Raw genomic sequence first — 17,665 nt, forward strand, 5'->3', positions numbered from 1 at the left:
TCTTTTTTTATACAGCCTCAAAATGTGATTTATTCTGTTAACACAATCACTTTTTTGATATAAATTAGCTTAACAATGACATTTTAATACGGCTCAAGATATTTGGTTGGCGTGTTAGTCATTTTATCAACTCCATAACCCGATATCGATAAGCGGTTTAAAAGTACATTGTTAACAAGTAATAGATAGTAAACGTATTTTTGTTCTTTTCTTGCCAGCAGGCAAAATAAAAAAATTATTATTATTTTTAGGAATTTAAGGAAAACTAATGAAAAAAGTACTATTTGTTGTATTAACTGCATTATTATCGACGACAGCTTACGCTAATAATTGCGCGACCTATTTCGAACAAAAAGCTTTTGATAAAGCTTTTATTGCTTGTAACACTGAGGCTGAGCAGGGAGATAAAGATGCTCAGTTTAATTTAGCATTTATGTATTACAACGGCGACGGCGTCGAAGAAAATACTGAAAAAGCACTAAATTGGCTTACTCAGGCAGCGGAACAAGGGGTTTCTGTTGCGCAATATGGTTTATCACGCATGTATGAAGAAGGTGAGGGAGTCGAAGTCGATAAAGATAAAGCGCTCTATTGGCTTATTCAAGCAGCGGAAGCCGGATCTGTTCAAGCGCAATATGATTTATCCAGAAGGTTTGAACGTGAAAAATGGCGCACTAAAGCAGCAGAGCAAGGATTTGCTATTGCGCAATATGAATTAGGGCGGTCGTTCAATTTCGATAAAAATAGAGAAAAAGCGCTCTATTGGTACACTAAAGCGGCTGAACAAGGGTTTGTTTATGCGCAGCACTATGGTTTAGCCTGGATGTATGATCATGAAGGAAATAAAGAAAAAGCGCTATATTGGTATACAAAAGCAGCGGAACAAGATGAGGGTTCGGCGCAATTAAAGTTAGCAGAGAGATATGACAAAGGTGACGGTGTTGAAGTCAATAAAGAGAAAGCAGTATATTGGTACACAAAAGCAGCAAAAAAAGGATTTGTTGACGCCCAATATTATTTAGCAGTTTTGAATAATGAAAGTGACGATGTCATAGCAGAGCTAATAAAAAGGGGACATAGAAAAATCACTGGACCGGAATATGAAATTGCTCAAGCGCAATATCGTTTAGCAGAACTGTATGACAAAGGTGACGGTCTCGAAGTTAATAAAGATAAAACGGTATATTGGCTCAGTAAAGCAATGAAAAAAGAGCTTGGTAATGCACAAGATACTTTAGCACGTATGTATGACCAAGGTGACGGTATCGAAGTCGATAAAGAAAAAGCACTATTTTGGTATAAAAAATCAATAGATAATGGTAACACTGAAGCAATGTATAATTTAGGCATTATGTATTATAAAGGTGATGGTATTGAAAAAAATAGCGAGTTAGCTAAAAAGTATTTTGAACTAGCTTGTGAGCAAAAACTTAAAAAAAGTTGCGATATTCTTCACAAAGGAATCAAATAAACATTATTCATAAGTCAGGCAAACTTGAAACCTGTTTAAAGAACTGTCTTATATATTAAGGCAGTTCTTTTAATAAAGATAAATTTAAGAAGCTCTATTCTGTTATCACAATTGCTTTTTTAATATAAATTGGATCAACAGGGACATTTTGATGTGGACCAACGCGTTTGGTCGGGGTGTTAACAATTTTATCAACTACATCCATGCCTTTAGTGACCTTGCCAAATACAGCATAACCATATTTTTCCGGCGATTGATAGTTTAAAAAGTCATTGTTTTCAACATTAATAAAAAATTGGCTGGTTGCGCTATCAACGGCATTAGTTCTTGCCATTGCAATAGTACCACGATCGTTTTTCAAACCGTTTTCAGCTTCATTTTTTATCGGTGCATTACCATTTTTGAATTTTAATTGATCATCTGCACCCCCGCCTTGAATCATAAAATGAGGAATGACTCGATGAAAAGTTAAATTTTCATAAAAACCACTGTTGACATAATCAAGAAAGTTTTTAGTGGTAATTGGCGCATGTTCGCTATCTAATTCTATTTCAATGTCACCCATGCTGGTTTGTAGTAAAACTTTGGTATCCGCATAACTAAAGGCAGAAAAAAAAGTTATTAGCAATGATATTAATAACACTTTGATTTTATTCATATGTTAATTCCTTAATCCAATATTGTCGGCTGATTATACCGAATATTAGATTATTTGAAATAACAAATTAGAAAAATTAGAAAAAATTTTGTATAGCATCTTCCAGTTTTATTTATTGAAATCTCTAAATTATTTTTTAACGTTATGATGAAACTGTTTTTAGTTTTCGATATAAAAACGCTGTTTGCTCGTTTTTACTAAAACGTATATATTTTCTGAAAGTTTTTGACAAGTATTTTCAAGCTGCGGTAAAACGTTTTGGCTTTAGCCAATAAGGCAATTTTAGAAAATCATAATAACCAGATAGGTTTATACTAAAACGTATATATTTTCTGAAAGTTTTTGACAAGCATTTTTAGGCAGAGGGAAAACGTTTTGGCTCTAGCCAATAAAGCGATTTTAGAAAATCATAATAACCAGATATATTTATACTGAAACATATATATTTTCTGAAAGTTTTTGACAAGTATTTTCAAGCTGCGGTAAAACGTTTTGGCTTTAGCCAATAAGGCGATTTTAGAAATTCATAATAACCAGACATTTTTATACTGAAACATATATATTTTCTGAAAGTTTTTGACAAGCATTTTAAGGTTGAGGTAAAACGTTTTGGCTTTAGCCAATAAGGCGATTTTAGAAAATCACAATAAACAGATATTTTTATACTAAAACGTATATGTTTTCTGAAAGTTTTTGACAGACAATGACAGGTGGTTTGTATGCGTTGTGTCTTGTGTAATATGCCTTTATTTTTGCCTTTGCATGGTATTTGTAGTCAATGTTTAAAAAATTTACCTAAATTAAATAAAGTCTGCCCCCAATGCGCTTTACCCCATTCACTACCGACGGCCATATGCTATCGTTGTCGGGATAATACACCTTATTGGGATGAGCTAATTGCGGTAACGGAATATATCGATCCGTTAAAAAAATTGATACATCGTTTAAAGTTTTATCATCAAATTGAATTAAATCAGGCGTTAGCAAGATTGATGCTGTTAGCATGGTATCAAAGACGATTAAATAGTGGTTTGGCTAAACCGGACATCGTTACCTGTGTGCCACTGCATCATATTCGGTACTGGTATCGTGGATTTAATCAAGCGCAATTATTGGCTAAACCCATAGCAAAATGGTTAAGTTGTTATTTTGATCCAGCTCTGTTATCACGTTATCAGTTTGCTCACGATCAAAAAGATTTATCGCTTAAGCAACGACAAAATAATGTACAAACGCTTTTTACTTGCCGGTCTAGTGTGAGTAATAAATCGATTTTACTTATTGATGATATTGTTACAACAGGCAATACGATTAACGCTATTAGCCAACAATTAAAAAACAGTGGTGCAGCTAAAATTCAAGTGTTGTGTTTGTGTCGTACGATCTTGTAAAATCGAAAACAAGCCCTATAATAACCAAGAAAGTTAGTCAACTATTATGATAAATGGTGCATACGATAGTCGAACGTACAATTGCACCAAAGTGAGGGGTTATGTCAATTATCACTATTTCTGAATCAGCACAACAGCACTTTAAAAAATTGCTTGCCAATCAACCGGAAGGGACGCAAATTCGTGTATTTGTTATCAATCCTGGCACGCCTTCTGCGGAGTGTGGTGTATCATATTGTCCAGCTGATACGATTGAAGATAACGATATTGAAGAAAAGCAAACGGGTTTTTCGGTTTATATTGATGAGCTCAGTGCCCCTTTTTTAGAAGAGACCGTCATTGATTATGTGACCGATGAACTCGGCGCTCAACTCACCTTAAAAGCCCCTAATTCGAAAATGAAAAAAGTGGCAGATGACGCCCCGTTAATTGAACGGGTGAATTATGTGATTCAAGCACAAGTTAATCCTCAGCTAGCTAGTCATGGTGGGCATGTAAGTTTAGTTGAGTTAACCGAAGATAATTATGCCATATTACAATTTGGCGGTGGTTGTAACGGTTGTTCTATGGTTGATTACACCTTAAAAGAAGGGATTGAAAAACAGCTATTAGCTCAATTTCCCGAATTGGCTGGGGTAAAAGATATTACTGAACATCAAGCCGGAAGTCATTCTTATTGTTAAAAAAATTTTGATTTAAACCTTGCTTATTGCTGGGATTAAGTCATAATCGGGTGATGTGTGTCAATTCATTTTATGATGGGGTTATATGAATCAAGTTAGTATTATTTCAGATCTTATCGTTTGGATTGAAAAAAATCTGGAGCAACCGTTATCAATTGATCACGTTGCGCAAAAATCAGGTTATTCAAAATGGCATTTACAACGTATGTTCAAAGAGGTAACAGGTCAAGTGCTTGGTACTTACATACGTCACCGTCGGCTTACTTACGCTGCGCTCTCTTTACGTATGACCAGTAAGCCTATTTTAGATATTGCAATGCAGTATCGCTTTGATTCACAACAAACCTTTACCCGTTCTTTTAAAAAGCAATTTAACGAAACACCGGCAAGTTATCGACGCGGTGAATATTGGGATCCAATTGGTTTAACGCCGGCAATTGAGTTAAACAAAGATCAATTAACCCTACCCGAACCGAAATTTGTTAATATGCCTAAGCAGACATTTTGGGGAATTAGCTACAAAAATAACTGTAATTTGAGTCAATTATTAGATGAAGAGAACAAGTTACGAGCGCAGTTCTTCCATAATTATTTATCTCGTTATTCTCATAAAAAAGAGAATTTACCGGATAAAATTTATGCTTTTAGTCGTATTTTAAAAAGCAAAGATAATGCTAATGAGCAAGAGCTACTTTATACCATTGCTTTAGAACATAATAATAATCTTGAGCATATCGAACAAATTGTTAGCGAAGGTGGTTTGTATCTGTGCTTTAAATATATCGGGGCGCCGGAAAACTTTAGTGATTTTATTTCACAAGTTCATTTAGCGGCAATGCCTGCTTTAAAAGTTCGCTTACGTAGTTCAAGTTGTATAATCGAAATTCACCATAATCATCATGATGATAGTGTTCACTCACTAAAGGATATTAAAAGCATGGAGTGTGATTATTGTGTGCCTGTTGTGACCGAGAACGAAGTAAATATCCAACAAAATTTATAACGCCAATTTTGCTGTAGAGCAACCGTGACCGGGTGCTTTTAACTGTCTGATTTTAATAAAATATTCTCAAGCCAGGTTTTAAACTCTGGTGTTGCCTCTTTCAGGCTATTTGAGCCTCGGGTCACTGTTGCAATGCCGATTTTTAATTGTTCTTTTAATTGACGCTGATTAATTGAGCCGTCAAGTAGCGAACGAACTATTTTAACGCGTGTGATGAGCGCATCACGCTCATCAGCAGTCATTAATAATTTCAATATATCAAGTGAGTAACCGTCATTAAATGCTTGGTGTAATATTTCAACTGTCTGTTTCCATTCTTTAGTTTTCATTGTGTTCACCATTAATAGTGTTTACTAAATTCATTTTCCGTTAAGATTTTACTCTTTTTCTGACCTAAAATTGTTTGGTAAATATAATCATAAACTAATATATTTTTGACATAATTCCGGGTTTCGGTAAAAGGTATACTATCGATAAAGGCGACTGCATCGAGTTTTCCGCCACTTTTACTTAACCATTTTTTAACCCGACTAGGTCCTGCATTGTAAGCAGCAGAAGCTAAAATGCGATTTCTGTCATTTTGCTCATATACTTTATTTAAAAAGTAACTACCTAATAAAACGTTGGTTTGTGGTTCAAATAATTGAGATTGCGAGTAATAAGTCACTGAACTAACTTTTGCCGCAGTCTCCTTAGCAGTGGCTGGCATCAACTGCATTAAACCACTCGCCCCGGCAGGCGATTGAATTGCTGTGTTAAAAGCGCTTTCCTGACGAGTGATCGCTAAAGCATAAGATAACGGAATGGTTTTATCTTTTAAGGCATCTTTATACAGCCCTAAGTACATTATCGGTAAGCGTTCAGTCCAATTATCCCATAGTTTACCGGAAATTGTGGCTAAAATACTTAAATCGCCCCAACCTTTCTGATGAGCATATATGGCTAGATCTAAATAGGCTTTCGCTTGAGTCTCATTTTTTAAGACCGCACGCCATTCGGCAACCGACTCGGACATCATACCTAATAATCTTAACTCTTTTATTCTTTTTACCGCAAGTTGATTGTCGTATTTGCTGTTAAGTGTATTGATTTGAGCAGATGACGGGGTTTTCGATTGATTATTAACAATATAAGGTTTTTTGAGCGTTTGAGCACTTATCATGCCGTAAAAACCACGATTAGTCTTCAATTTTTCTAAAATTTCATGGGCTTGTTTGGTCTCTTTCTTATCTAATAGCACACGCGCTTGCCAATATTGCCAGTCCTCTTTTAATTGATCTTCAGGCGTAAGTTGTGTTAACCAATAGGCTAAATCTTTATAGTTGTTGTCATCGATTGCCTTACGAATGCGTTTTTCAACTAAGGTAGTATCATGACTTTGGGCAATATAATCATCTCGCCATTTTATTTGTTCATCGGTTGCAAGATCACTGAAATAACTATTAGCCAGACTTTTTCGTAGCAGGTTTTGCTCGGTTTGAGACAGTTTTTGCTTTTCAATTAATTGTGGCAATAAAGTCGCCGCTACATTCATATCGGCTTTAGCTAACCGTGGAAAAGTTGCCATAACAATTTTTTTAGTAAACGGACTGGCGCCAATATTTTTAGAAAAGTCTTCTATTTTTCGAGGATTTTCTAATAGGGCTAATAAATGCGTTTTCGTGGTTTGATAATTTGCATCTAATTGGTTGGCTAAATAACGTGCCAACTTAAGGTTGTTTGCTTCAAACGCAAGTTCGACACGTAATAAGATCATATTTGCGGTGCGTTTTCCACTTTTAGACCAGGCATCAAGTAGCGGATCGCAGGCGGAAGGAAGCTCTTTGCCTGTCTTCCATAATGATTCGACCGAATCGAGGACGCCTTGTTTATTGTTTAGTTGTAATAATGCATATTGATTTCGGCAAAAGGACGAAGTTGAATCATCTTTGGGAAACGAGATAATCGCTGACCAATCTTTTCGATTGGTTAATTCGGTTAGATATGTTTGAGTGAGCGAAGATGTTAATGGAAAGTTTGGATATTGACGGACAAAATTACTGACTAAATCAGGGCTAACCGTTTTGCGATTAAGTTGAAAAAACTGTGCGGCTGCATAAGGGTATAATGGATAGTCTGTTAGTGTATTGAGCAGTTTGAATTGTTCATCATAACTCAGTGTTTGATAGGTATTTTGCCATTTTTTGAAGCTTTCTCTTAACGTAATTTGAGTATTATTTGCCCATACATTATTTGTCACTAATAAACTAACAATCAAGAAACATCGAAATACAAAACTCATTTTCTAACCCCTGCATCAAATTGGAGTGCTAGATTAGCATATTTTGTTATCAATCGTCGATGAAAGAAGCGATAGATTAATTCCCACTAAAATAGTCAACTAAATACTTGACTAAAATTAAAGGAAATATAAAATATTCACATTACACACAGGGGAATGATTAATGAAATTGACATCAAAAGGGCGATATGCGGTAACCGCAATGTTAGATGTGGCATTGCATTCACAATCAGGCCCTGTATCACTCGCTGATATTTCAGAACGTCAGGAAATATCACTATCTTATCTTGAACAACTATTTTCTCGTTTACGTAAAAATGGCTTAGTAACCAGTGTTCGTGGTCCGGGTGGCGGTTACGTTCTCAGCCGTAGTATGGATCAAATCGCCATAAGCTCAATTGTCAAAGCCGTAAATGAAACCGTTCATGCAACAAAATGTCATGGTCAAGATGGGTGTCAAGGCGGTGTAAGATGTTTAACCCACTCTTTATGGAATGACTTAAGCGAGCGCATTGAAGAGTTTTTAACCAGTATCACGCTAAGTGAATTAGTCAACAATAAAGAAGTTAAAGCAGTAGCGAATCGACAAAGTCATATCCAACACGTCACAATTAGTTAAGAACTATTATACAGATATACAGAATTTGTTTTTTGGGAGCAGTTAATGAAATTACCTATTTATATGGATTACGCAGCAACAACGCCTGTTGATCCTAGAGTTGCTGACAAAATGATGCAATATTTAACCTTAGATGGTATTTTTGGTAATCCGGCATCTCGTTCACATAAATTTGGTTGGCAAGCCGAAGAAGCGGTTGATATTGCCCGTAACCAAATTGCCGATCTTATTGGCGCTGATTCACGGGAAATTGTTTTTACTTCTGGGGCAACTGAGGCTGATAATCTGGCTATCAAAGGCGCAGCGCATTTTAATAAAGCCAAAGGTAAACACATCATAACTTGTAAAACTGAACATAAAGCCGTACTTGATACTTGCCGTCAACTTGAGCGAGAAGGGTATGAAGTGACTTATTTAGCCCCGGAATCTGACGGCATACTTGATCTTAATAAGCTTGCACAGGCGATGCGTAGCGATACGACCGTTGTCTCGATTATGCATGTCAATAATGAAACCGGCGTGATACAAGATATCGAAAAAATCGGTGAAATGTGCCGTGAAAGAGGCATTGTTTTTCATGTTGATGCCACTCAAGCTGTGGGTAAATTACCGATTGATGTATCGAAATTAAAAGTCGATTTAATGTCATTTTCCGGTCATAAAATCTATGGACCAAAAGGCATCGGTGGGCTTTATGTACGACGTAAACCACGGGTACGCATTGAAGCACAAATGCACGGTGGTGGGCATGAGCGTGGTATGCGTTCGGGTACATTACCTGTACATCAAATTGTTGGCATGGGCGAAGCCTACCGTATTGCCAAAGAGGAAATGGCAACTGAAATGCCACGATTATTAGCCCTAAAAAATCGGTTATGGAATGGTTTAAAAGATATTGAAGAAGTGTACTTAAATGGCTCTTTAGAGCACAGCGCACCAAATATCTTAAACGTTAGCTTTGCTTATATTGAGGGCGAATCATTAATGATGGCATTAAAAGATTTAGCAGTGTCCTCAGGCTCTGCCTGTACATCGGCAAGCTTAGAGCCTTCTTATGTACTGCGTGCATTAGGACTTAATGATGAGCTTGCCCATAGCTCGATTCGTTTTTCATTAGGACGATTTAGTACAGAAGAAGAAGTTGATTATGTCATTAAATTGATTAAAGACTCTATCGATAAGTTAAGGGATCTTTCCCCACTTTGGGAAATGTTTAAAGATGGTGTTGATTTAACGACAATCAAATGGTCAGCCCATTAAAATTAGGAGTAAATTATGGCATATAGCGAAAAAGTCGTTGATCATTATGAAAACCCTCGTAATGTGGGTTCATTCGATCAAAATGATCCTAATGTTGGTAGTGGTATGGTCGGTGCGCCAGCATGTGGTGATGTAATGCGATTACAAATCAAAGTTAACGATGAAGGCATTATTGAAGATGCTAAATTTAAAACCTATGGTTGTGGTAGTGCGATTGCTTCGAGCTCTTTAGTGACCGAATGGATCAAAGGTAAATCGCTCGATGAAGCACAAGCGATTAAAAATACCGATATTGCCAAAGAGCTGGCATTGCCGCCGGTTAAAATTCACTGTTCAATTTTAGCCGAAGATGCAATTAAAGCAGCAATTGATGACTATAAAACTAAAAAAGGACAACGTTAATGGCAATTACATTAACTACTCGCGCAGCCAATCGAGTTCAAGCGTTTTTAGCTAATCGCGGAAAAGGCGTTGGGCTCAGACTTGGCATTAAAACATCGGGTTGTTCGGGTATGGCTTATGTTTTAGAGTTTGCCGATACAATTAACGATGATGATAGCGTTTTTGAAGACAAAGATGTAAAAGTCATCGTCGATAAAAAAAGTTTAGTTTACATTGACGGCACCGAACTTGATTTTGTCAAAGAAGGCTTAAACGAAGGCTTTAAATTTAATAATCCTAATGCGCATAACGAATGTGGTTGTGGCGAAAGCTTTAATGTTTAATTGGAGCGATGATTGTGGATAACTATTTTGAGCTGTTTCAATTGCCGATAAGTTTACCTGTCGATATGGCGCATTTAACTGCGCACTATCAGCAGCTACAAAGACAGTATCATCCGGATAATTTTGCTAATGCAACTGATAGCGAAAAAGTGGCAATTATTCAAAAGTCGGCAATGATTAATGATGCTTATCAAACCCTTAAAGATCCAATTAAAGCGGCGCAATATCTGTTGTCTTTACAAGGATTCGATGTGGAAATAGAGCAAAATATTATTCATGATGCTGACTTTTTAATGGAACAATTCACCTTGCGTGAACAGCTTGATGAGATCGAACAGCAGGCGAACTTTGCCCTTTTGGATGATTTTGATGCGCAAATATCAGAGCGAAAGCGAGCGGTCTACCAGCAACTATTGCAACATATAGCAAAGCAAGATTGGCAATTAGCACTGAATCAAATCTATAAAATCCGTTATCTAGCTAGATTGATTGAACACATCGAAAAGTTACAAGAAAAACAATTTCCTTTATAATTTAAGATAAGTCACACATCAATTAGAGATAGATTAAATGGTTTTATTACAGATCAGTGAACCGGGACAAACCCCAGAACCTCATCAGCGCCGCCTTGCGGTCGGCATCGATCTTGGTACAACAAATTCATTAGTGGCAACAGTGCGTAGTGGCAAATCAGAAGTACTGCCCGATCTAGAGGGTGAGGCATTACTTCCTTCGGTTGTTCATTATGGCCTTGATCATGATGATAATATGATTATTACTGTCGGTAAAAATGCCAAAACTAGTGCGACCAGTGATCCGCAAAATACCGTCAGTTCAGTAAAACGGCTAATGGGGCGAAGCGAAGCTGATATTGATGTCTCGCATTTTCCCTATTCCTTTTCATTTACTGAAAATGGCGTGCCTTTATTAAATTTACCCAATATTAAAGTCAATCCAATTCAAGTATCAGCAGAAATTTTAGTTGCGCTGGCTGAGCGAGCTAAGCAGAGCTTACAAGGTGAAATAGACGGTGCGGTCATTACCGTTCCAGCCTACTTTGATGATGCCCAACGACAAGCAACCAAAGATGCGGCTAAATTAGCCGGGTTGCATGTTCTTCGTCTGTTAAATGAGCCAACTGCCGCTGCCATTGCTTATGGTTTGGATTCGGGCAAAGAAGGCGTAATTGCGGTTTATGATTTAGGTGGCGGCACGTTTGATATCTCTATTCTTCGACTACATAAAGGGGTTTTTGAAGTACTGGCTACCGGTGGCGATTCTGCCCTCGGCGGGGATGATTTTGATCGGTTAGTGGCGAATTACATCAAAACGCAGTTAGGTATAGATTCTGCTGATGATCATCGCTTAAACCAACAAATTCTTAATCAAGCTGTCGAAGCTAAGATAGCCTTAAGCCAGCAAGAGAGTGTGGAATGTCAGATTAATAATCAAACATTAACCATTACCCGAACGCAGTTTGAACAACTCATTGAGCCATTAGTTAAGCGAACTTTAGCCGTTTGTCGACGAGCGTTGAAAGATGCCAATATCGATGCCGATGAGGTGTCAGAAGTGGTGATGGTTGGTGGGTCAACTCGTGTGCCATTAGTCCGTCAACTCGTTGCTAACTATTTTAGGACTGAACCATTAACCTCAATCGATCCAGATCAGGTGGTGGCAATCGGTGCTGCCATTCAAGCTGATATCTTAGTTGGCAATAAGCCAGATTCTGATATGTTATTGCTTGATGTCATTCCACTGTCTTTAGGGATCGAAACCATGGGGCAATTGGTTGAAAAAATCATTCCTCGTAATAGCACGATACCTTGCGCACGTGCACAAGAGTTTACCACTTTTAAAGATGGGCAAACGGCGATGATGATTCATGTGCTACAAGGAGAACGGGAAACGGTTGCCGATTGCCGTTCGCTAGCGCAGTTTACGCTACGTGGGATTCCGCCAATGCCAGCTGGGGGCGCGCATATACGTGTGACGTTTCAAGTTGATGCTGACGGTTTATTAAGCGTCAGCGCCATGGAAAAATCAACCGGGGTTGAAGCAGCCATTCAAGTCAAGCCTTCTTACGGTTTAACCGATAATGAAATTGCTAACATGATTCAAGATTCAATTAGTCATGCCCAAGAAGATAAACAAGCTAGAATGCTTGCTGAACAAAAAGTTGAAGCAGCAAGAGTGCTGGAAACACTACAAAGCGCTTTAGATAAAGATGCTGATTTATTAAGCCCAGCGGAACTGGAACAAATTTTAGCCGCTAAACATCAATTACAACTCGCCAGTGAATCTGACGATCGTTACCGCATTCAAGCGCAAATTAAAATTGTTGATAGTGTTACGCAAAACTTTGCGGCTAAACGTATGGACAGATCAATCCGTCATGCATTAACCGGTCACAATGTTAATGATATTTAACTAACGAGATTATTATGCCAAAAATTACTTTTTTACCTAATGCCGATCTTTGCCCGGAGGGAAAAACCGTTGAAGCAGAGGAAGGCGAATCTATATTAGAAGTTGCTTTACGCAATGATATTGAAATTGAGCATGCTTGTGAAATGTCGTGTGCTTGCTCGACTTGTCACTGTATTGTCCGTAAAGGATTTGATTCACTGCAAGAGAGTGATGAACAAGAAGATGATATGCTTGATAAAGCGTGGGGCGTTGAGCCACATAGCCGTCTGAGCTGTCAGGCACGAGTTGCTGATGAAGATTTAGAAGTAGAAATTCCAAGATATAGTCTTAATCACGCCAAAGAAGATCATTAATTCGTCGCCATAATGGCGACTTTTATCACGCTATATCGGCTATCTTTATTAAGTGTATTCAATCGTTTTTATGCCGATAATGTGATTTTGGTATTTTCTATCTTGCCTTACTTTTATTTGAGAGTTAATGGCTGACATTGAATATCAGGTATTATCCAAAAAAGATAACCTACTTTACGGGTATGAAGTCAAAATAAGCAGATTGATAAATCACTAAAAGAGCAAAATTTAGCGAGTAACTATTCTATTGACGCTCTTATTAACTATCGAACTATCTAATCTCATCTTGCTAACCTCATCTCGTAAATCTTCGTCCGATGCGCTATCGCAAGTGTCGCCTTAGAAAATTGCCGGTGTTTAGTTTTTGACAACTCAGTTTATTTGCTAACGATATCTAATTATCGATAAGTTTTGATGAATTACTCCTTGCATTAGTTGATTATTTACGTATAATTGACGCACTTTGTTTGTTGCATTTTCGATAAACAAATGCGTATGACGATATAATCGTATATAAAAATATTGAATTATATCAACAATATTCCCGATTTGGGAATTACGAAAAAGAACGGATTACACTCTCCTGTCAATCGAAACAGGGCAAGAGGAGTAGTCTTTTGTTATAACTTTTAAATAGTGGAGCTCTGGTCTCATGTCGAACCAAAGAATCCGTATCCGGTTAAAAGCGTTTGATCATCGTTTGATTGATCAATCAACTGCTGAAATTGTAGAAACTGCGAAGCGCACAGGTGCGCAAGTTCGTGGTCCTATTCCATTACCGACACGCAAAGAGCGTTTCACAGTATTGATTTCTCCGCACGTAAATAAAGATGCGCGTGATCAATATGAGATTCGTACTCACAAACGTCTAGTTGATATCGTTGAGCCAACTGAAAAAACAGTTGATGCTTTAATGCGCCTAGATCTTGCTGCCGGTGTTGATGTGCAGATCAGTTTAGGTTAATCCTAGGCTGAATGATTGAGAGGTCGAAACAATGATTGGTTTAATCGGTCGTAAAGTAGGAATGACACGAATCTTCACCGAAGAGGGTGTTTCTATTCCTGTCACCGTAGTTGAAGTTCAAAGCAACCGCATTACACAAGTTAAAACACTTGAGAATGACGGTTATCAAGCCATTCAGGTTACTACTGGCAGCAAAAAAGCAAGCCGTGTAAACAAACCTGAAGCAGGTCATTTCGCTAAGGCTGGCGTTGAAGCTGGTCGTGGTCTATGGGAATTCCGTTTTGAAGAAGGCGAATTTACTGTAGGTCAAAGTATTAACGTTGATATTTTCACAGACGTTAAAAAAGTTGATGTTACTGGTACATCTAAAGGTAAAGGTTTTGCTGGCGTAACTAAACGTTGGAATTTCCGTACTCAAGATGCAACACATGGTAACTCTTTGGCACACCGTGGTCATGGCTCTATTGGTCAAAACCAAACTCCGGGTAAAGTGTTCAAAGGTCGTAAAATGGCAGGTCACCTAGGTAATGAACGTGTAACCGTTCAAAACTTAGATATTGTACGTGTTGATGCAGAGCGTAACCTTTTATTAATTAAAGGTGCTGTTCCTGGCGCAATCAATAGTGACGTAATTGTTAAACCGGCAATCAAGGCTTAACGTCGAGGAGATAGAGATGGAATTAGTAGTAAAAGACGCGCAAGCGCTTTCTGTTTCCGAAACTACCTTCGGACGTGAGTTTAATGAAGCGTTAGTTCATCAAGTAGTTGTTGCTTATGCATCTGCTGCTCGTCAAGGCTCACGCGCACAAAAAACTCGTGCAGAAATCGCTGGTTCAGGCAAAAAACCATGGCGTCAAAAAGGCACAGGTCGTGCTCGTTCAGGTTCTATTAAGAGCCCAATTTGGCGTAGTGGTGGTGTAACATTTGCAGCAAAACCACAAGATCATAGCCAAAAAGTTAACCGTAAAATGTATCGTGGTGCATTAAAGAGTATTTTCTCTGAATTAGTGCGTCAAGAGCGTTTAGTTGTAGTTGAAAACTTTACTGTTGAAGCACCTAAGACTAAATTATTAACTCAGAAATTAAATGATATGAACTTAAATGATGTTCTTATTATCTGTTCTGAAGTTGATGAAAATCTTTTCTTAGCAGCACGTAACTTACATAAAGTTGATGTGCGTGATGTGGCAGGTATTGATCCAGTTAGTTTGATTGCATTTGACAAAGTGGTTATCACTGTTGATGCCGTTAAACAAGTAGAGGAGATGTTAGCATGATTCGTGAAGAGCGTCTGCTGAAAGTCCTGCGAGCACCACATGTTTCTGAAAAAGCATCTATTTCAATGGAAAAAACAAATACATTAGTATTGAAAGTTGCTAAAGATGCTACTAAGAGAGAGATTAAAGCCGCAGTTGAACAACTATTTGAAGTTAAAGTAGATGACGTAAATACACTTGTTGTTAAAGGCAAAGTAAAACGTCGTGGTCAACAAATTGGTCGCCGTAGCGACTGGAAAAAAGCTTACGTTACTTTAGCAGAAGGTCAGAATTTAGACCTTGCTGGCGTCGCTGAGTAATTCGGAGGAGTAAGAACAATGGCAGTTGTTAAGTGTAAACCTACATCTCCGGGTCGTCGCCACGTTGTTAAAGTGGTTAACCCAGAGTTGCATAAAGGTAAACCTTATGCACCGTTGCTTGATTCAAAAAGCAAAACTGGTGGTCGCAATAATAATGGTCGTATCACTACCCGTCATATCGGTGGTGGTCATAAACAACATTATCGTATTGTAGACTTTAAGCGTAATAAAGATGGTATTCCAGCAGTTGTTGAACGTTTGGAATATGATCCAAACCGTAGTGCAAATATTGCATTGGTTTTATATAAAGACGGTGAACGTCGTTATATTTTAGCGCCTAAAGGCTTAAAAGCAGGTGATCAGATCCAATCTGGCGTTGATGCAGCGATTAAAACAGGTAACTGTTTACCAATGCGCAACATCCCAGTCGGTTCTACCGTGCATAATATTGAAATGAAACCAGGCAAAGGCGGACAACTTGCTCGCTCTGCTGGTAGTTATGTTCAAATCGTTGCGCGTGATGGTGCATATGTAACATTACGTCTACGTTCAGGTGAAATGCGTAAAGTATTATCTGATTGCCGCGCCACTATTGGTGAAGTTGGTAACTCAGAACATATGCTTCGCGTATTAGGTAAAGCGGGTGCAACGCGTTGGCGTGGTGTTCGTCCTACTGTTCGTGGTACAGCAATGAACCCGGTAGACCATCCACATGGTGGTGGTGAAGGTCGTAACTTTGGTAAACATCCTGTGTCTCCATGGGGTCAAAAAGCCAAAGGATTGAAAACGCGTAGCAACAAACGTACTGATAAGTATATTGTTCGCCGTCGCAATAAGAAATAATTAATATAGAGGATTAGCTATGCCACGTTCTCTCAAGAAGGGTCCTTTTATTGACCTACACTTGCTGAAGAAGGTAGAGAAAGCGGTGGAAAGCGGGGACAAGAAACCAATTCGTACTTGGTCCCGTCGTTCAACGATCTTTCCTAACATGATCGGTTTGACCATCGCTGTCCATAATGGTCGTCAGCACGTTCCAGTTTATGTTTCCGACGAAATGGTTGGTCATAAATTGGGTGAATTCGCGCCGACTCGTACTTATCGCGGCCACGCGGCTGATAAGAAAGCTAAGAAGAAATAAGTAGGAGAAAGAGATGGAAACAATTGCAAAGTACCGCCACGCTCGTTCTTCTGCACAAAAAGTTCGCTTAGTTGCAGATCTTGTTCGCGGTAAGAAAGTGTCTCAGGCACTAGATATTTTAACGTACACCAATAAAAAAGCGGCTGTACTTGTTAAAAAAGTATTAGAGTCTGCTATTGCTAATGCAGAGCATAACGATGGTGCTGATATTGATGATCTGAAAGTTGCGAAAATTTTCGTAGACGAAGGCCCAACCATGAAGCGTATTATGCCTCGTGCAAAAGGTCGTGCAGATCGTATTTTGAAGCGTACGAGTCACATCACCGTGATCGTCTCAGATCGCTAGGCTGGAGAATAGCAATGGGTCAAAAAGTAAATCCAAATGGTATCCGATTAGGCATTGTCAAGCCTTGGACATCTACATGGTATTCGGGTACAAAGACATTCGCTGATAATTTAGAAAGTGATTTTAGAGTGCGAGAATTCTTAAACAAAGAATTAGCACAAGCGTCAATCTCTAAAATTGTAATCGACCGTTCAGCAGAAACTAACGTTCGTATTACTATCCATACTGCTCGTCCGGGTATTGTGATTGGTAAAAAAGGCGAGGACGTTGAAAAATTACGTAATGCCGTAGCTTCTATTGTCAATAAATACAAAGACAAAAGAGAGAAACGTGATGTTGCAGTACAAATTAATATTGCTGAAGTTCGTAAACCTGAACTTGATGCAAAATTAGTTGCTGACAGTATTACCTCTCAGTTAGAACGCCGTGTTATGTTCCGTCGTGCTATGAAACGTGCGGTACAAAACGCAATGAAAGCGGGTGCTAAAGGTATCAAAGTTGAAGTAAGTGGTCGTTTAGGCGGCGCTGAAATCGCTCGTAGTGAATGGTATCGTGAAGGTCGTGTACCTCTACATACTCTACGTGCTGATATCGACTATGGTACATCTGAAGCATTAACTACCTATGGTATTATTGGTGTTAAAGTGTGGATCTTCAAAGGTGAGATCCTTGGTGGTATGGCTGCCGTTGAACAAGCAGAAAAACAACCTGCTGCTCAACCGAAAAAGCAGCGCAAAGGCCGAAAACAATAAGGAGCGTCGCTG

The 17,665-nt window shown here is 38.4% G+C and carries 22 protein-coding genes; 19 read left to right on the forward strand and 3 right to left on the reverse strand.

All coding sequences use genetic code 11. From position 1 onward, the window contains the following. Positions 1–268: 268 nt before the first annotated feature. Complete coding sequence (locus GYM74_RS00780) at positions 269–1,471, forward strand: tetratricopeptide repeat protein (RefSeq protein ID WP_220218622.1); 1,203 nt, start codon at positions 269–271, stop codon at positions 1,469–1,471. 94 nt (positions 1,472–1,565) lie between these two features. Here GYM74_RS00780 and GYM74_RS00785 read toward each other — a convergent pair whose 3' ends face one another. Then, positions 1,566–2,129, reverse strand: coding sequence for a peptidylprolyl isomerase (locus GYM74_RS00785; RefSeq protein ID WP_220218623.1), 564 nt, complete (start codon positions 2,127–2,129; stop codon positions 1,566–1,568). A gap of 719 nt (positions 2,130–2,848) precedes the next feature. Here GYM74_RS00785 and GYM74_RS00790 point away from each other — a divergent pair. From GYM74_RS00790 to robA, 3 genes are all read left to right on the forward strand, one after another. Then, positions 2,849–3,520 (forward strand): phosphoribosyltransferase family protein, encoded by a 672-nt coding sequence (locus tag GYM74_RS00790; RefSeq protein ID WP_220218624.1) that lies wholly within the window; start codon positions 2,849–2,851, stop codon positions 3,518–3,520. 101 nt (positions 3,521–3,621) lie between these two features. Continuing rightward, entirely contained in the window at positions 3,622–4,203 is a 582-nt protein-coding gene (gene nfuA / locus GYM74_RS00795; protein ID WP_255556185.1) for a Fe-S biogenesis protein NfuA, read from the forward strand. A gap of 85 nt (positions 4,204–4,288) precedes the next feature. Further along, a complete protein-coding gene (gene robA, locus GYM74_RS00800; protein WP_220218625.1) occupies positions 4,289–5,206 on the forward strand; it encodes an MDR efflux pump AcrAB transcriptional activator RobA in 918 nt (305 codons plus the stop codon). A 38-nt stretch (positions 5,207–5,244) separates the two neighbouring features. On the opposite strand, the gene trpR is transcribed toward robA, so the two are convergent. Together trpR and sltY are read right to left on the reverse strand one after the other, a co-directional pair. After that, positions 5,245–5,535 carry a trp operon repressor gene (trpR, locus tag GYM74_RS00805; protein ID WP_220218626.1) on the reverse strand — a complete coding sequence of 97 codons (291 nt, stop codon included), beginning with the start codon at positions 5,533–5,535 and terminating at the stop codon, positions 5,245–5,247. 11 nt (positions 5,536–5,546) lie between these two features. After that, on the reverse strand, positions 5,547–7,487 hold the full coding sequence (gene sltY / locus GYM74_RS00810) for a murein transglycosylase (RefSeq protein WP_220218627.1): 1,941 nt from the start codon (positions 7,485–7,487) through the stop codon (positions 5,547–5,549). A 163-nt stretch (positions 7,488–7,650) separates the two neighbouring features. On the opposite strand from sltY, the gene iscR reads away from it, so the two are divergent. The 15 genes from iscR (at position 7,651) to rpsC (ending at position 17,653) form a co-directional block, all read left to right on the forward strand. After that, positions 7,651–8,106: a Fe-S cluster assembly transcriptional regulator IscR gene (gene iscR / locus GYM74_RS00815; protein ID WP_220218628.1), complete on the forward strand. Its 456-nt coding sequence runs from the start codon at positions 7,651–7,653 to the stop codon at positions 8,104–8,106. Between the two features lie 45 nt (positions 8,107–8,151). Continuing rightward, on the forward strand, positions 8,152–9,366 hold the full coding sequence (locus GYM74_RS00820; protein ID WP_220218629.1) for an IscS subfamily cysteine desulfurase: 1,215 nt from the start codon (positions 8,152–8,154) through the stop codon (positions 9,364–9,366). A 15-nt stretch (positions 9,367–9,381) separates the two neighbouring features. Further along, positions 9,382–9,768, forward strand: a complete 387-nt coding sequence (gene iscU / locus GYM74_RS00825; protein WP_220218630.1) for a Fe-S cluster assembly scaffold IscU — start codon at positions 9,382–9,384, stop codon at positions 9,766–9,768. Further along, positions 9,768–10,091, forward strand: coding sequence for an iron-sulfur cluster assembly protein IscA (gene iscA / locus GYM74_RS00830; protein ID WP_220218631.1), 324 nt, complete (start codon positions 9,768–9,770; stop codon positions 10,089–10,091). Before iscU ends, iscA begins: the two co-directional genes overlap by 1 nt. A 14-nt stretch (positions 10,092–10,105) precedes the next feature. Beyond that, positions 10,106–10,624: a Fe-S protein assembly co-chaperone HscB gene (gene hscB, locus GYM74_RS00835; protein ID WP_220218632.1), complete on the forward strand. Its 519-nt coding sequence runs from the start codon at positions 10,106–10,108 to the stop codon at positions 10,622–10,624. 37 nt (positions 10,625–10,661) lie between these two features. After that, positions 10,662–12,521: a Fe-S protein assembly chaperone HscA gene (gene hscA, locus GYM74_RS00840; protein ID WP_220218633.1), complete on the forward strand. Its 1,860-nt coding sequence runs from the start codon at positions 10,662–10,664 to the stop codon at positions 12,519–12,521. 14 nt (positions 12,522–12,535) lie between these two features. After that, positions 12,536–12,874, forward strand: coding sequence for an ISC system 2Fe-2S type ferredoxin (gene fdx, locus GYM74_RS00845; protein WP_220218634.1), 339 nt, complete (start codon positions 12,536–12,538; stop codon positions 12,872–12,874). A 652-nt stretch (positions 12,875–13,526) separates the two neighbouring features. Beyond that, positions 13,527–13,838, forward strand: a complete 312-nt coding sequence (rpsJ, locus tag GYM74_RS00850; RefSeq protein WP_006120582.1) for a 30S ribosomal protein S10 — start codon at positions 13,527–13,529, stop codon at positions 13,836–13,838. Between the two features lie 31 nt (positions 13,839–13,869). Further along, a complete protein-coding gene (gene rplC / locus GYM74_RS00855; RefSeq protein WP_065567159.1) occupies positions 13,870–14,496 on the forward strand; it encodes a 50S ribosomal protein L3 in 627 nt (208 codons plus the stop codon). A 16-nt stretch (positions 14,497–14,512) separates the two neighbouring features. Then, a complete protein-coding gene (rplD, locus tag GYM74_RS00860) occupies positions 14,513–15,115 on the forward strand; it encodes a 50S ribosomal protein L4 (protein WP_220218635.1) in 603 nt (200 codons plus the stop codon). Then, complete coding sequence (gene rplW, locus GYM74_RS00865) at positions 15,112–15,414, forward strand: 50S ribosomal protein L23 (protein WP_034885052.1); 303 nt, start codon at positions 15,112–15,114, stop codon at positions 15,412–15,414. Before rplD ends, rplW begins: the two co-directional genes overlap by 4 nt. Positions 15,415–15,432: 18 nt before the next feature. Continuing rightward, complete coding sequence (rplB, locus tag GYM74_RS00870; protein WP_065561019.1) at positions 15,433–16,257, forward strand: 50S ribosomal protein L2; 825 nt, start codon at positions 15,433–15,435, stop codon at positions 16,255–16,257. 19 nt (positions 16,258–16,276) lie between these two features. Further along, positions 16,277–16,555, forward strand: a complete 279-nt coding sequence (rpsS, locus tag GYM74_RS00875) for a 30S ribosomal protein S19 (RefSeq protein WP_024496505.1) — start codon at positions 16,277–16,279, stop codon at positions 16,553–16,555. A gap of 13 nt (positions 16,556–16,568) precedes the next feature. Then, positions 16,569–16,901: a 50S ribosomal protein L22 gene (gene rplV, locus GYM74_RS00880; RefSeq protein WP_034884235.1), complete on the forward strand. Its 333-nt coding sequence runs from the start codon at positions 16,569–16,571 to the stop codon at positions 16,899–16,901. A 14-nt stretch (positions 16,902–16,915) separates the two neighbouring features. Then, positions 16,916–17,653, forward strand: a complete 738-nt coding sequence (gene rpsC, locus GYM74_RS00885; RefSeq protein WP_065562942.1) for a 30S ribosomal protein S3 — start codon at positions 16,916–16,918, stop codon at positions 17,651–17,653. Positions 17,654–17,665: the final 12 nt, after the last annotated feature.

Origin of the sequence: Gilliamella sp. ESL0405 (assembly GCF_019469205.1) — a bacterium.
In the GTDB taxonomy this organism is placed as follows: Bacteria; Pseudomonadota; Gammaproteobacteria; order Enterobacterales; family Orbaceae; genus Gilliamella.

Excerpts from the sequence above, each read along its gene's own strand:
- GYM74_RS00780 (WP_220218622.1), top strand. The coding sequence starts at position 269 with ATGAAAAAAGTACTATTTGTTGTATTAACTGCATTATTATCGACGACA.
- GYM74_RS00785 (WP_220218623.1), bottom strand. The coding sequence starts at position 2,129 with ATGAATAAAATCAAAGTGTTATTAATATCATTGCTAATAACTTTTTTT.
- GYM74_RS00790 (WP_220218624.1), top strand. The coding sequence starts at position 2,849 with ATGCGTTGTGTCTTGTGTAATATGCCTTTATTTTTGCCTTTGCATGGT.
- nfuA (WP_255556185.1), top strand. The coding sequence starts at position 3,622 with ATGTCAATTATCACTATTTCTGAATCAGCACAACAGCACTTTAAAAAA.
- robA (WP_220218625.1), top strand. The coding sequence starts at position 4,289 with ATGAATCAAGTTAGTATTATTTCAGATCTTATCGTTTGGATTGAAAAA.
- trpR (WP_220218626.1), bottom strand. The coding sequence starts at position 5,535 with ATGAAAACTAAAGAATGGAAACAGACAGTTGAAATATTACACCAAGCA.
- sltY (WP_220218627.1), bottom strand. The coding sequence starts at position 7,487 with ATGAGTTTTGTATTTCGATGTTTCTTGATTGTTAGTTTATTAGTGACA.
- iscR (WP_220218628.1), top strand. The coding sequence starts at position 7,651 with ATGAAATTGACATCAAAAGGGCGATATGCGGTAACCGCAATGTTAGAT.
- GYM74_RS00820 (WP_220218629.1), top strand. The coding sequence starts at position 8,152 with ATGAAATTACCTATTTATATGGATTACGCAGCAACAACGCCTGTTGAT.
- iscU (WP_220218630.1), top strand. The coding sequence starts at position 9,382 with ATGGCATATAGCGAAAAAGTCGTTGATCATTATGAAAACCCTCGTAAT.
- iscA (WP_220218631.1), top strand. The coding sequence starts at position 9,768 with ATGGCAATTACATTAACTACTCGCGCAGCCAATCGAGTTCAAGCGTTT.
- hscA (WP_220218633.1), top strand. The coding sequence starts at position 10,662 with ATGGTTTTATTACAGATCAGTGAACCGGGACAAACCCCAGAACCTCAT.
- fdx (WP_220218634.1), top strand. The coding sequence starts at position 12,536 with ATGCCAAAAATTACTTTTTTACCTAATGCCGATCTTTGCCCGGAGGGA.
- rpsJ (WP_006120582.1), top strand. The coding sequence starts at position 13,527 with ATGTCGAACCAAAGAATCCGTATCCGGTTAAAAGCGTTTGATCATCGT.
- rplC (WP_065567159.1), top strand. The coding sequence starts at position 13,870 with ATGATTGGTTTAATCGGTCGTAAAGTAGGAATGACACGAATCTTCACC.
- rplD (WP_220218635.1), top strand. The coding sequence starts at position 14,513 with ATGGAATTAGTAGTAAAAGACGCGCAAGCGCTTTCTGTTTCCGAAACT.
- rplW (WP_034885052.1), top strand. The coding sequence starts at position 15,112 with ATGATTCGTGAAGAGCGTCTGCTGAAAGTCCTGCGAGCACCACATGTT.
- rplB (WP_065561019.1), top strand. The coding sequence starts at position 15,433 with ATGGCAGTTGTTAAGTGTAAACCTACATCTCCGGGTCGTCGCCACGTT.
- rpsS (WP_024496505.1), top strand. The coding sequence starts at position 16,277 with ATGCCACGTTCTCTCAAGAAGGGTCCTTTTATTGACCTACACTTGCTG.
- rplV (WP_034884235.1), top strand. The coding sequence starts at position 16,569 with ATGGAAACAATTGCAAAGTACCGCCACGCTCGTTCTTCTGCACAAAAA.
- rpsC (WP_065562942.1), top strand. The coding sequence starts at position 16,916 with ATGGGTCAAAAAGTAAATCCAAATGGTATCCGATTAGGCATTGTCAAG.